This window comes from Flavobacterium foetidum (assembly GCF_004634245.1).
GTDB lineage: Bacteria > Bacteroidota > Bacteroidia > Flavobacteriales > Flavobacteriaceae > Flavobacterium > Flavobacterium foetidum.
The window spans coordinates 131,837-144,255 of the sequence record NZ_SJTF01000003.1 but is presented as its reverse complement, the minus strand read 5'-3'; the positions used below and the strand labels follow the sequence as shown (position 1 = coordinate 144,255).

The following is a 12,419-nucleotide window of genomic DNA, read 5'->3' as shown; positions in this document are numbered from 1 at the left end:
AGTACTAAAAATAATAATTAGTTTGAATATACACAAGGCTTTACAACTGTAGATTTTAGAGTGCAGATTTTGGATTTTTGGCTAGAGAAAATTAAAAATTAAAGATTAAAAATTAAAAGAAATAGACCTTTAATTTTAATCTAACAATCTCAGAATCTTTGAGCCTTTGTAACTTTGCACCTTTGCCCCTAAATTTAAAATCCTCTTTGTCTTTTCGCTTCAAAAATTAAAATAGCCGCAGCTACAGAAACATTCATACTGTCAATTTCTCCCTGCATCGGAATAATGATGTTCTGAGTTGCTTCGTCACGCCATTGCTGCGTTAAGCCCGTTGCTTCTGTTCCTACAACCAAAGCGGTTGGAGTAGTGAAGTTTTGAGTGTGGTAAGACGTTGAATTTTGCAGCGTTGCACTGTAGAAATTAATCTTTTTTTCTTTTAGAAAAGCGATAATTTCTTCGGTTGTGCCGGTTGCAATCTGGTTGGTAAAAAGACATCCAACACTTGAGCGAACAATGTTGGGATTGTATAAATCGCTTTTTGGATTTGCAACTAACACTGCATCCAAATTGGCCGCATCTGCTGTTCGTAAAACAGCGCCGATATTTCCAGGTTTTTCTAAAGATTCCACAACCAGAATTAACGGATTATCCGATAATTTTAAGTCCGATAATTTTAAGGATTTGCTTTTGGCTACTGCCAAAATTCCTTCTGTCGTATCACGATAAGCCAGTTTCTGATACACTTCTTTAGTGATTTCGATTAATTGAAACGAAGAAGGAACGAGCTTGTTTATTTCTCTTTCGGTTACTAGTTCAGGCAGAAACAAAATGGTTTCAATTTCGTAACCGCCTTTAATGGCTAAAGAAATTTCGCGTAAGCCTTCAATCAAAAATGTTCCGGTTTGTTTTCTGGCTTTGGCTTTTTCTTGAAGTAAAACCAAAGATTTGATAAACGGATTTTGGACAGAAGTGATTTGTTTCATTTTTTTTATGGCTCAAAGTTGCAGAGTGGCAAAGTTACAGAGTTTTTTTCGTCTTGCAAGGTTTTTAAAACCTTGTAAGTTATGGTGGTGAAGTTTTCTTTTTTGCCGCTAATTCACTTTTTAAGGTTTAAAGTTGTAGAGTTTTTTTCCTGCAAGGTTTTTAAAACCTTGTAGGTATAGTGGTAAAGTTTTTTTTTACTGTCACGAATTTCACAAATTACGCTAATTTTAATTCGTAAAAATTCGTGAAAATGCTCGCCTGTTCGCTGTCGCTTGGGTGTGGCTAAAAAACTAAAAACTATTTCTCAAAAACTTCTTTTACCTCTTCAGCAATAGGATGGACTGCTGTAAAAGTATATCCTAAAATCTTAGCAATAGTCTGTGCAAATTGTTTTTGGTAGAATTGAGATGCTGTTTTGATTTCTCCTTTTGGAGCTATTTCAGGCCCCATTACGGCAAACCAAATTTCTGAAGCGCCTGGAACATCAGCACCGTGGTCGGTCCATTGTGTTTTGGTCTTATCTCCTCGACCGTGATCTGTGGTAATAAAAATGGTGGTTTTGTTTTTGTATTGAGAATCATTTTGGACGAAATTACAGATCTCTTCAATCCATTTATCAACCTGATTGGCAGCATCAAGATACGATCTATAATGTCCGTGGTGTGCCCATTCGTCGGTTTCTCCATAAGAAATATAAAGCACTTTCGGCTTTTTTGTTTTCAGTTCGTCCATTGCTTGGTAATGCGTAAATACGTCCAAACATTCATCTTCATGAAAGGGTTTAAACGAATTATTGCGCATTTCGTTCAGCAGTTTTTGAGTTGCAGTTGGTTTGTCTCCTCCAACATTATCAAATGCAGCAACTACGGGAAAACCGCTTTTTTCTTCATTCAAAATTCGGTCAAAAGCATTCCACGCACCAAAAGCGATAACCTTTCCTTTCAGCTTTGGCTGATCATTCAAAAATGCTAAAACATTGCGATTTGGATTCGGTTTGTAGCCATTTGAGTTGATTTGAAGGTCGACGTTTCCTGTCATGATTTCGCTGTATCCAGGATAGCTAAACCAATACGGATTAGCAACATCAACTTTATTTCCTAGCTCTCTATTGCCGTAAATTTGTCCTTTCGAAACAATTTCAGACCAGAAAAAGGGCATTATTTTTTGACGTGATGCTTTAAAATCTGCTCCAGAATATTTGGTATAAATATAAGTGCTGTCTCCTTGATTGAATTTTTTATCATTCGCAATTTCAGAATCTATTCCTTTAAAAACTTCCTGCCGTCTAAAACCGTCTGTGGTAATGATAATGATGTTGTCAGTTTTTTGTGCCAGAGATTTTAAGCTTATGAAAATGAAGAGAATTAAGATGGCTTTTTTCATTTTTTATCTGTTTGAAATTATAAATAGTGAGCGTATTTATTTCAAAACTAAATAATAAAACCTACAGCTTTTTAAAGAAGCAAGAATATAACCATAAGTTAACAGACAACGGCTTATAAAATCCCTCTAGACTTAATTTCTAAATATTTATTAATCGCATCCAGTGTAAGGTTTTCTGGTTGGGTTAAAACCGAGTAAATGCCGTATTTCTTTAATTCATTTGCAATTAATCGTTTTTCAAACATGAATTTTTCGGCAATAACTTTATCATAAACTTCCTGAATCGTGTCGGTTTTCCTGTTGATGATTTGATTCAATTCGGTGTTCTGAAAAAACACTACAACCAACAAATGACTTTTTGCAATTCCTTTTAAATAAGGTAATTGTCGGTTTAATCCGTCCATGGTTTCGAAATTGGTATACAAAATAATCAAACTTCTTTGGTTGATGTTTTTTTTGATGTCAACATACAGACGACTGTAATCGCTTTCGAAAAAATCGGTTTTAATATTGTATAAAGTTTCAAGAATTTTCTGCATCTGAGAGCCACGTCTTTCTGCAAAAACACGATTTTCTACTTTTCTAGAGAATGAAAAAAGTCCGGCTTTGTCTTGTTTTTTCAAAATCACATTTGCCAAAACAAGCGAAGAATTGATGGCGTAATCCAGTAGGCTTAAACCGTCAAAAGGCATCTGCATAACGCGGCCCTTGTCTATAGCCATATAAACCGACTGCGATTTTTCGTCCTGAAACTGGTTGACCATCAGCGAACTTTTCTTAGCAGTCGCTTTCCAGTTTATCGTTCTTAAATCGTCTCCTTGAACATATTCTTTAATCTGTTCAAATTCCATTGTATGCCCGATACGACGTATTTTTTTGATTCCGTACTGAAACAAATTATTAGAAAATGCCAGCAAGTCATATTTTCTAAGTTGTAAATAAGATGGATAGGCAGGCACCATTTGGTTTTTGTCAAAGGTAAATCTTCTCGAAATCAGCCTTAGCGGAGAAGAAACATACACATTTAAACTGCCAAAATGATATTCTCCACGCTCAGTCGGACGCAGGTCATAACCAAATTCTTTTTGCTCTGAAGCTTTTATCGTTTTTAAAATCTTAAAATCACGAGCTTGGAACTGAAACGGAATTTCATCAATAACCATTATAGAAATCATAAAAGTATAATGATTTGTAATGCTGATGTTAATCGGATTCAAATCGCCATTTGATAACTTTTCGGGCGTTACTCTGTGCGCTTCGATTCCTGTTTTGGTCAGATACAAAAGCATTAAATCAAGTCCGGTAAAAGTTGCCAGAATCAGCACCAAAAGCCAAACTGCATTGTACAAGTTCGGAAAAACAAAAGCAAAGAAAAACATCGCTATAATGCCAATAAGCACATAGAAAAAAAAGTTATTGAGGTAAAGGCTTTTTAGTTTCAAGTTTTTTTTTGTTTCAGGTTTAAGGTTTCAGGTTTATTGTTTTGTTGTTCTATCTCGGAATTTCAACGGTTTCAATAATCTGCTTAATGATTTCAGAACTTGTAATGCCTTCCATTTCGCGTTCAGGCGTAACAATTACACGATGTTGTAAAACTGGAATTGCTGCTTCTTTGATATCTTCTGGAGTTACAAAATCACGACCTCTGATGGCAGCAAAACCTTTTGCGGCGTTTAAAATTGCAATAGAGGCACGAGGAGAAGCTCCTAAATATAAAAATGCATTTTCGCGGGTATTCACTACAATTCGAGCAATATATTCCAGAAGATTTTGTTCGACTCTGATTTGTTTTACCAACGCCTGATATTCTTTAATTTCATTGCCAGAAAGAACTGTTTTTACTGCTTCGAGTTTTCCGTGATTTTGCAGCGAATGCTCTCTTTGGATGATTAAGATTTCTTCGTTTAATTTTGGATAATCTATAGTGATTTTAAAAAGAAAACGGTCCAACTGTGCTTCTGGCAAGCGGTAAGTACCTTCTTGTTCAATTGGGTTTTGGGTTGCAATCACAAGAAAAGGCGCATCCAACTGAAAAGCAGATCCGTCGATTGTGATTTGGCGTTCTTCCATAACCTCAAAAAGAGCAGCTTGAGTTTTTGCCGGAGCACGGTTGATTTCATCAATTAAAACCAGATTAGAGAAAATTGGTCCTTTCTTGAACTCAAATTCTGAATTTTTTAGGTTGAAGATTGAAGTTCCTAAAATGTCTGAAGGCATTAAATCTGGCGTAAACTGAATACGGCTGAAATCAATATTTAGTGTTTTTGCCAGCAGTTTTGCTGTTATTGTTTTGGCAACTCCCGGTACGCCTTCTAGCAATACATGGCCGTTTGATAAAATCGAAACTAATAACTGATCGATCATTTTATGCTGCCCTACAATTACCGTTTCAATCTCTTTTTTAATTGTATTCACATGCTCTAAAAGAGGCGCTAGATTCAGGCGGGTTTCAAAATTCACATTTTCATTTGTGATTTCCTCTGTGGTTTTATAGCTTTCGTCCATGATGGTTATATTTTGAATTCTGTTAATTTAAAATCTTTTCGATTGCATTGTTTATTCGGATCAAATCTTCTTCAAGACTTCCGTGATAACTTTTGCGGTGCTCGTTTATTAGGTAAACAAGTTCTTCGATATCACTACTATTTTTTCCTGTTTTATGATGCAGTTTCTTAATGAATTCTTCGTTGAGTTTTGTGGTGTCAATTAAATATTCATTACGGATTTTCTCGAGGAAATAAATGATTTTTTTATCGATGATATTGGTGTGATCTCCTTCTTGATAATATAAATTTCCGATTGTTTTGGTAAAATCAACAGTCGAATTGGAAAGCGGTTTTATAATCGGGACAATTCTCTGTTTTCTTTTCGCATTAAAAATCATAAAAATAAGCATTCCGATCAGAAATAAATACCATCCCCACTTAAGTGCCGGCTGGCTTAAGAAATAACGCATAGACGAATCAGATACTTTCTCGCCGCCCAAGGGTTTTGTATACCAAAAAACATCGTATTTTGAGATATATGATAACACGTTTTCTGCATATTGAAAGTTGTCTTTTCGCAATAAATTATAATTGGTAAAAGCTGCTGGCTGCGTATGCAGATAGAAAAAGCCGTTGTTGAATGGCACTTTTATAAAATTAACGCTTCTTTGATTATGCGCACGGTTCTGGTACCCGAGTATGGTGGTGTTCAAAGTATCAATTTTAGAAAAATAATCACTCAGACCGGTGTTGAAAACATATTTTTTGGTACTGATTTTCTTGTTGGCCATCCAAACCGAAATACTATCTGCGGGAAGAAAATCTGTTTTTAACTGAATTTTTAAAGAGTCAAGCAGGATTTTCGGAAAAGCTTTCATGCTCAAAAAGGCGGTGTTCCCGTTGGAGACAAAATCGAAAACCTCCTTCATAGACTGTTCGTCAATATTATCAGCTTCAGAAATATTGAGAAAAGTTCCTCGTATGGTATAGGTGTTTATATTAAAGTCGTTTTCGTCCGGATTTGCTTCTGGATCTTCATAAGGATTAAAATCAGCATCTTCGTTCAATTTTGAAACCAAAAATTCGTAAGGAGTCTGAATCGAAATTCTTTCCACTTTTTGATTTTTGAAAAAGCCTTTGATTTCATGATCAAAAACATAAAGGCCAAACGGAATTTTATCTGCTGTATCGTAAGTAGGCCTCCAGTCAATTTCTTTAGGCTTTCCTTTATCGGCCAGAAGAATCAAAGTAAAAACAAAAACCAGTATGCCAATGTATATTTTGATATTCTTATTCATTGCCAAACGTTTTTAAAGCATTTTTGAATCGATTTTCGGTTTTATTAAAGGTAGCTTCGTCAATTTCAAACTCGCCGTACCAAATGTAATTGTACAAATAAGACAAATACATAAAATCTTCCTTATGCTTAGGAAGCTGTAATTCGTATAAATAATCCGAATTTGTTTTTTCGATATCCCATTCAATAAAACGATTCTGTGCCATAACTTTAAGCAACCAAAGATAGTAGTAGCGAACTGCGGCTCTCTTTTCGCCAGCTGCGAGACTTTCTTTTATCAGTTTTTGAAAATCGAGAAGATGAATGTTTTTTTCCTCATCAGAATAGTAAACTGTTTTTCTATGCGAATTCTTTCCGAAAATCCATTGTCCGTCTTTGTTGATGATTGCTTTTGCGATGAAATAAATCAAAACGACAATTACAATTACAGCCAAAACCCTGAATAGAATAACCACAAAATTCAGTGCTGTAGCTGGACTTCCAAAACTGAATAAATTTCGCAGAATGCTTGCCAGCCAATCTTTAAAATGATCCCACCAATTTTTTTCGGGTTCTTTGTATTCGTAGACAAATTCTGGATCAGTGTATTTTTTTTTGAAATCTTTCGGAAACTTTTTTTCTTCAGCCGAAGCGGTATCAATCTTAAGATCTTTCTCCGTATATTTTATGGTTTCTATTTTCGGCGGTTCTTCTGTTATAATAGAATCCTGGGCAGGGCAGATGCTGCATTGGAAAAGAAAAAATAAAAAGAAGAAAAACTTATTCATTAAGGACTATAATTAATTTAATTGGGCTTTAAGCATTTTTCTGTGCACTATAAAAGGATAGATCAAGTAGTAAAACGAAATTAATCCTAATGTAGAGAGAATAATCAAACTGCTCAGCCAAATGGGCATATCTATTGAATATCGGGTAATGAAACCTTCTAAAAAGCCTGCCGCAAAAGTAAAAGGCAGTGTGCTTAAGTAAATCTTGAAACTGTTTTTAAAACCGATTTTGAAAGAATTCATTCTCGAGAAAGTTTTAGGAAACAAAATCGACGCACCCAGTATAAATCCGGCCGCAGCTTCAATCACGATGGCAAAAATTTCCATTGAGCCATGTATCCAAATGCCTCGAACACTTTCCCAAAAGACACCATGTTCGTAAAAAAAGTATTGAAACGTTCCGAGCATAATGCAGTTTTTGAAATAAAAATAAAACGTTCCGATTCCTAGAAAGATTCCGAAGAAATAACAATTAGCTCCAACTACAAGATTGTTTCGGGTAATCTCAACAAAACTACCCCAATTTGAGCCAGAACCATAAACCGCCATCGGATTTCCTTTTTTGATGTTTTCCAAAGACATATTTACGTAATAATCTCCCAAAATCACGCGATTAAAATCGGGATCGTGTTTGGCAGAAACCACTCCGATCGTAACTAATCCAAAAAAGAAAATAAAAGAATAAAGAATATATCTTCTGTACTCATAAACCAAAAGAGGAACCTCGACTTTGAAGAATTCGATGATTCGGTTTTTCTCCGTTCGTTTGGTTTTATAAATTTTCTGATAAATCTGAGAAGCCAGGTGATTTAGATATACAACTGTTTTACTTTTAGGATAATACGTTTGCGCATACGACAAATCATTCATCATTTGAATGTACAAATTAGCTAATTCGTCAGGATTTTTCTTAGCTTTACCAAAAATTGCCAGCTCAAATTCGAGCCATTTTTCTTTATTTTGCTTTATAAAGGCGATTTCTCTCATGGTTGGCTAAAATATGAAATATGTCAGAATTATCTATAAACACAACTCAAAATGTCAAAATAAATTTTACTGCCGCTTCTGTAGGCGAACGATTGGGGGCGTACTTTATCGATTTGGGCATAAAAATATCGTACATTATCACAATTATACTAGTTTGTTTTTATTGGCTTAACCTCGAGCTTGTACTTAACAAGCTCGATAATTGGTCTGTTGGAGCGGTGTTGTTTTTTCTCTCCTTTCCGATTATGATTTATTCTATTACCTTAGAAAGCATTTTTGAAGGACAGTCAATCGGCAAAAAAATTGTTAAGATAAAAGTGGTAAAAATAGACGGTTATCAGGCTGGTTTCGGCGATTACCTTATTCGCTGGTTTTTTAGGATTATTGATTTTTCAACAATGTATGGTCTTATCGGATTTATAGCTGTCGTTACGAGTAAAAAGTCACAGCGTCTGGGAGACATGGCCGCAGGAACCGCTGTAATTACCCTAAAAAATAAAATCAATATAAGTCATACCATATTAGAAGAAATTGGTGATGCATATGTTCCAACTTATCCGCTCGTAATCAAGCTTTCAGACAACGATATGCGTATTATAAAAGAAACTTTTCAACGTGCAGAAGCCAAGAATGACCATGATGTTATTTATAGGCTCACAGCAAAAATTGAAAGTGTGGCAGGAATCAAAAACCAATCCGGCAACAACAGCGATTTTATACGAACAGTTTTAAAAGATTATAATTTTTATACCCAAAACATGTAATTTTTTTATTAAGAAATAGGAAAAGTCTTCTGGTTTGTGATTTATTTTTTTATATTTAACTAATTATTAGTGAGTATTTTAAAAAAAATAAATCGGTGTCATGAAAATTAAAACGTCCTTTCTTATTGTTGCAATGTTTTTTGCTTTCGTTTCTGCTTTCGCTCAAAGCGGAAAAAAATTAGATAAAATCATTAAAAGAGATTATCAAATCATCGAATGCACCATTTCTAGAATATCCGATAAAGCAGTAGAATATTCACTTCCGGGAGAAACACTGCAGATTTCGCTGGATGTATCGCAGATTGCAAAAATTGATTTTGCTAGCGGAAGATCTCAGACTTTTGATATTAGCCCAGGAAATACTTCGCCATCTTCTAATTCTTCTTCAATTACAGCTGCAGAATTTAAAACCAATACGATAGCGGTTCTTCCGGTGCCTTATTTAAATTCAGATACACAGGAAAGTTCAGGAGATATGGCAAAATTTGCCCAAAACGATTTGTATAATAAATTGTTGGACAAATCGTCTAATATTTTTCCGCTCACAGTTCAGGATCTACGAACCACAAACAGTTTATTGCACAAAGCTGGAATAGACCATAACAACATAGACGAAACTCCTATCGAAGAGCTAGAAAAAATATTGGGTGTCGATAACATAGTCGCGGCCAAAGTTTCTTATACGATTGGAACTGGTACCACTGCAACAACTTATAACAGCGGAAATGCAAAAGTAAGCGACAACAATAAAAAAGTAAAAACAAACGACGTTTCGACTACAACCTCAAACAATCAGACCTATTATTACTATACGGTTTATTTTGACATGTATAAAAATAAAGACAAAATATACTCTCAGACCCGTAAACCTTTTTTAGCAGTAAAAGACAGCTGGATGGATTCTGTAAGTTACTTATTAAAAAGAAGTCCGATTTACGCTAAAAAATAGGCATTTCGTTCAGGAGATTTATTTATTGAGATAATTCCTTACAACTTTGTAACTTTGACCCTTTGCATATTTGTAACTCAAAAGGAATGTTTCATTTACTAGATATTATTGGTACTATGGCTTTTGCCATGTCCGGAGCTTTAACGGCCATGCATAAAAAGCTTGATCCGTTTGGCGTTTTTATTATTGCTTTTGTAACGGCTGTTGGCGGCGGAACACTTCGAGATGTATTAATTGGGCGCACTCCAGTAGGCTGGATGCAGGATTTACAGTATGTCTACGTAATCATTTTGGGTTATTTTCTGGCAATTTTATTTAGAAAAAAATTCGACAAGCTTCGCACTTCCTTATTTTTGTTTGATACCATAGGTCTTGGCGTTTTTACCTTAATTGGTCTTGAAAAAGGAATCATGATTGGCCTTCATCCTGTAATCTGTATTGCTTTAGGAACCATGACGGCTTGCTTTGGAGGTGTTACACGTGATATTTTGTGCAATGAAATTCCGAATATCTTTAGACGAGAAATTTATGCAACAATCTGTATTTTTGGAGGAATATTATTTTTTGTTCTTAGAAAACTAGACTTAGAACAAGATGTTTTATATCTTGTGACTTCGCTGATTATTATTGCAATCAGATTACTGGCCGTTAAATACAAATGGTATTTAAAAGCATTTGATCATAAGTAGTTTTGAATAAAAAATTAAAATCCTTCCAATTTGTGGCAGAAAAACCAGAGAAATATACCATAAAAAAATACGATCAGAAAGATTATGCAATCTGGAATGATTTTGTAGCAAAGGCAAAAAATGCCTCTTTTTTGTTTTACAGAGATTTTATGGAATATCATCAGGACAGATTTAGAGACTTCTCTTTGATGGTATTTGAGGCAGAAAAACTAAAAGCAATCCTACCGGCCAATATAACACTGGATGCTGTACATTCGCATCAAGGTCTGACCTACGGTGGACTTGTTTTTTTAGAAAAATTAAAAGCTTTTAAAATTGAAATTATTCTAGATGAAATTCTGATCTTTTTAAAAGAAAACAATATTAAGACTTTTTATTATAAGCCAATTCCGGTTTTTTACCTTTCGAATGGAAATAATGCAGCCGACTTTTTCCTGTTTAAAAGAAATGCGGTTTTAGAACGAAAAGAAATGAATCTTGCGCTTAATCTTCAAGCATCGCTTCAGATTTCGAAAAGCAAAATGAAACATTTCAGACGAATCGAAAAACTGGATTTGATTATAATAGAAGAAACCGATTTTTTTCCGTTTTGGGAAAAGATTCTCGAACCGAGATTGGCGCAGAAATTCAATGTAAAACCCGTTCATACCAAAGAAGAAATTACATTGCTAAAATCTAGATTCCCTCAAAATATCAGGCAGTTTTCTGTTTACAGGGAAGGCCAGATTATTGCTGGAATCACTATTTTTGAAACCGAGAATGTCGTAAAATCGCAATACGGAGCTACATCAAAAAAAGGAGAGGAAGTTCGCGCGCTCGATTTTTTATTCATTCATTTGATATTTAAGTTTCAAAGAGAAGGAAAGCACTTTTTTGATATGGGAATTGTAAATGAAGATGATGAAAAAGGCTTTAATCCCGGACTTCTACAGCAAAAAGAAGAATTGGGCTGTACGGCTTATAATCAGGATTTTTATAAATTAATATTGTAAACTAGTTTCAATGTATTAAATACGACTTTATGATTTCTTTTCTTGACTTAAAAAAAATAAATGAGCCTTACGAAAGTGCTTTTCAGGAAAAACTGAAAACGGTTTTGCATAACGGCTGGTATATTTTGGGAGAAGAATTACATACATTCGAAAAATCATTTGCTGCATTTTGCAATAAAAAACACTGCATTGGCACCGGAAACGGTTTCGATGCTTTGGTTTTGATTTTTAAAGCCTATATCGAACTCGGAAAACTCAAAAATGGCGATGAGGTTATTGTGCCAGCTAATACTTTTATTGCCAGTATTCTAGCTGTAAAACAAGCAGGTTTGGTTCCTGTTTTGGTTGAACCGAAAATAGAGACTTACACTATAAATCCGGATTTAATTCAGGAAAAAATAACACCAAACACCAAAGCGATTCTTGCGGTTCATTTATACGGACAATTGGCAGAAATGAATGCAATTCAGGAAATTGCAGTAAAGAATAATCTTTTATTGATTGAAGATGCGGCGCAAAGCCATGGTGTGCAGGAAAGTCATAAAAAATATCTGAACTCTGCTATTGCATACAGTTTTTATCCCGGAAAAAATCTGGGATGTCTGGGCGATGGTGGTGCGGTTGTAACAGATGATGAAGAACTTGCCAAAATGCTTTTTTCGCTTCGAAATTATGGTTCAGAAAAAAAATACCATACTGATTTTATTGGCGTAAATTCTCGATTAGACGAGTTGCAAGCGTCTTTCTTAAATTTAAAACTGCCTCATTTGAACCGCGATAACGAAAAACGTCGTGCTGTTGCAAAACGGTATCTAAAAGAAATTAAAAATGATAGAATCATATTGCCGTTTTGGGATTTTTCAAACAATCATGTGTTTCATTTATTTGTAATTAGAACTGAAAAAAGAGACGAGTTGCAGCAATATTTGGCCTTAAACAATATTCAGACAGTAATTCATTATCCAATTCCGCCACACAGGCAGAAAGCTTTTTCAGATTGGAATGAATTGTCTTTCCCGATTACCGAGAAAATCCACGATGAAGTTTTGAGCTTGCCGATGAGTCCAGTTTTAACTGAAGAAGAAGTTGCTTTTGTTATTGAAATCCTAAACCGATATTAG

The 12,419-nt window shown here is 34.8% G+C and carries 12 protein-coding genes; 5 read left to right on the top strand and 7 right to left on the bottom strand.

Annotation, left to right across the window (positions count from 1 at the left end; genetic code table 11):
- Nucleotides 1–194: 194 nt before the first annotated feature.
- The 7 genes from E0W73_RS05365 to E0W73_RS05335 form a co-directional block, all read right to left on the bottom strand.
- A complete protein-coding gene (locus tag E0W73_RS05365) occupies nucleotides 195–983 on the bottom strand; it encodes a TrmH family RNA methyltransferase (protein WP_135221063.1) in 789 nt (262 codons plus the stop codon).
- Between the two features lie 298 nt (nucleotides 984–1,281).
- On the bottom strand, nucleotides 1,282–2,367 hold the full coding sequence (locus E0W73_RS05360) for an alkaline phosphatase family protein (RefSeq protein ID WP_135221062.1): 1,086 nt from the start codon (nucleotides 2,365–2,367) through the stop codon (nucleotides 1,282–1,284).
- 113 nt (nucleotides 2,368–2,480) lie between these two features.
- On the bottom strand, nucleotides 2,481–3,746 hold the full coding sequence (locus E0W73_RS05355; RefSeq protein ID WP_394345985.1) for a DUF58 domain-containing protein: 1,266 nt from the start codon (nucleotides 3,744–3,746) through the stop codon (nucleotides 2,481–2,483).
- Between the two features lie 112 nt (nucleotides 3,747–3,858).
- The gene (locus tag E0W73_RS05350) at nucleotides 3,859–4,872 is read right to left on the bottom strand and encodes an AAA family ATPase (protein WP_135221061.1); all 1,014 of its coding nucleotides are present in this window, start codon (nucleotides 4,870–4,872) and stop codon (nucleotides 3,859–3,861) included.
- 22 nt (nucleotides 4,873–4,894) lie between these two features.
- Nucleotides 4,895–6,151, bottom strand: coding sequence for a DUF4350 domain-containing protein (locus E0W73_RS05345; RefSeq protein WP_135221060.1), 1,257 nt, complete (start codon nucleotides 6,149–6,151; stop codon nucleotides 4,895–4,897).
- A complete protein-coding gene (locus tag E0W73_RS05340) occupies nucleotides 6,144–6,917 on the bottom strand; it encodes a DUF4129 domain-containing protein (protein ID WP_135221059.1) in 774 nt (257 codons plus the stop codon). Before E0W73_RS05340 ends, E0W73_RS05345 begins: the two co-directional genes overlap by 8 nt.
- Before the next feature lie 12 nt (nucleotides 6,918–6,929).
- A complete protein-coding gene (locus E0W73_RS05335) occupies nucleotides 6,930–7,904 on the bottom strand; it encodes a stage II sporulation protein M (RefSeq protein WP_135221058.1) in 975 nt (324 codons plus the stop codon).
- A 20-nt stretch (nucleotides 7,905–7,924) separates the two neighbouring features.
- On the opposite strand from E0W73_RS05335, the gene E0W73_RS05330 reads away from it, so the two are divergent.
- From E0W73_RS05330 to E0W73_RS05310, 5 genes are all read left to right on the top strand, one after another.
- Entirely contained in the window at nucleotides 7,925–8,668 is a 744-nt protein-coding gene (locus E0W73_RS05330) for an RDD family protein (RefSeq protein WP_135221057.1), read from the top strand.
- A 100-nt stretch (nucleotides 8,669–8,768) separates the two neighbouring features.
- Nucleotides 8,769–9,617, top strand: coding sequence for a hypothetical protein (locus E0W73_RS05325; RefSeq protein ID WP_135221056.1), 849 nt, complete (start codon nucleotides 8,769–8,771; stop codon nucleotides 9,615–9,617).
- Between the two features lie 86 nt (nucleotides 9,618–9,703).
- On the top strand, nucleotides 9,704–10,306 hold the full coding sequence (locus tag E0W73_RS05320; RefSeq protein WP_135221055.1) for a trimeric intracellular cation channel family protein: 603 nt from the start codon (nucleotides 9,704–9,706) through the stop codon (nucleotides 10,304–10,306).
- 32 nt (nucleotides 10,307–10,338) lie between these two features.
- Nucleotides 10,339–11,298: a GNAT family N-acetyltransferase gene (locus E0W73_RS05315; protein WP_135221054.1), complete on the top strand. Its 960-nt coding sequence runs from the start codon at nucleotides 10,339–10,341 to the stop codon at nucleotides 11,296–11,298.
- 29 nt (nucleotides 11,299–11,327) lie between these two features.
- On the top strand, nucleotides 11,328–12,419 hold the full coding sequence (locus E0W73_RS05310) for a DegT/DnrJ/EryC1/StrS family aminotransferase (protein WP_135221053.1): 1,092 nt from the start codon (nucleotides 11,328–11,330) through the stop codon (nucleotides 12,417–12,419).

What these genes read in the sequence shown, in the direction of transcription:
- E0W73_RS05365 (WP_135221063.1), bottom strand. Translation starts at nt 983, where the DNA reads ATGAAACAAATCACTTCTGTCCAAAATCCGTTTATCAAATCTTTGGTT.
- E0W73_RS05360 (WP_135221062.1), bottom strand. Translation starts at nt 2,367, where the DNA reads ATGAAAAAAGCCATCTTAATTCTCTTCATTTTCATAAGCTTAAAATCT.
- E0W73_RS05355 (WP_394345985.1), bottom strand. Translation starts at nt 3,746, where the DNA reads ATGTTTTTCTTTGCTTTTGTTTTTCCGAACTTGTACAATGCAGTTTGG.
- E0W73_RS05350 (WP_135221061.1), bottom strand. Translation starts at nt 4,872, where the DNA reads ATGGACGAAAGCTATAAAACCACAGAGGAAATCACAAATGAAAATGTG.
- E0W73_RS05345 (WP_135221060.1), bottom strand. Translation starts at nt 6,151, where the DNA reads ATGAATAAGAATATCAAAATATACATTGGCATACTGGTTTTTGTTTTT.
- E0W73_RS05340 (WP_135221059.1), bottom strand. Translation starts at nt 6,917, where the DNA reads ATGAATAAGTTTTTCTTCTTTTTATTTTTTCTTTTCCAATGCAGCATC.
- E0W73_RS05335 (WP_135221058.1), bottom strand. Translation starts at nt 7,904, where the DNA reads ATGAGAGAAATCGCCTTTATAAAGCAAAATAAAGAAAAATGGCTCGAA.
- E0W73_RS05330 (WP_135221057.1), top strand. Translation starts at nt 7,925, where the DNA reads ATGTCAGAATTATCTATAAACACAACTCAAAATGTCAAAATAAATTTT.
- E0W73_RS05325 (WP_135221056.1), top strand. Translation starts at nt 8,769, where the DNA reads ATGAAAATTAAAACGTCCTTTCTTATTGTTGCAATGTTTTTTGCTTTC.
- E0W73_RS05320 (WP_135221055.1), top strand. Translation starts at nt 9,704, where the DNA reads ATGTTTCATTTACTAGATATTATTGGTACTATGGCTTTTGCCATGTCC.
- E0W73_RS05310 (WP_135221053.1), top strand. Translation starts at nt 11,328, where the DNA reads ATGATTTCTTTTCTTGACTTAAAAAAAATAAATGAGCCTTACGAAAGT.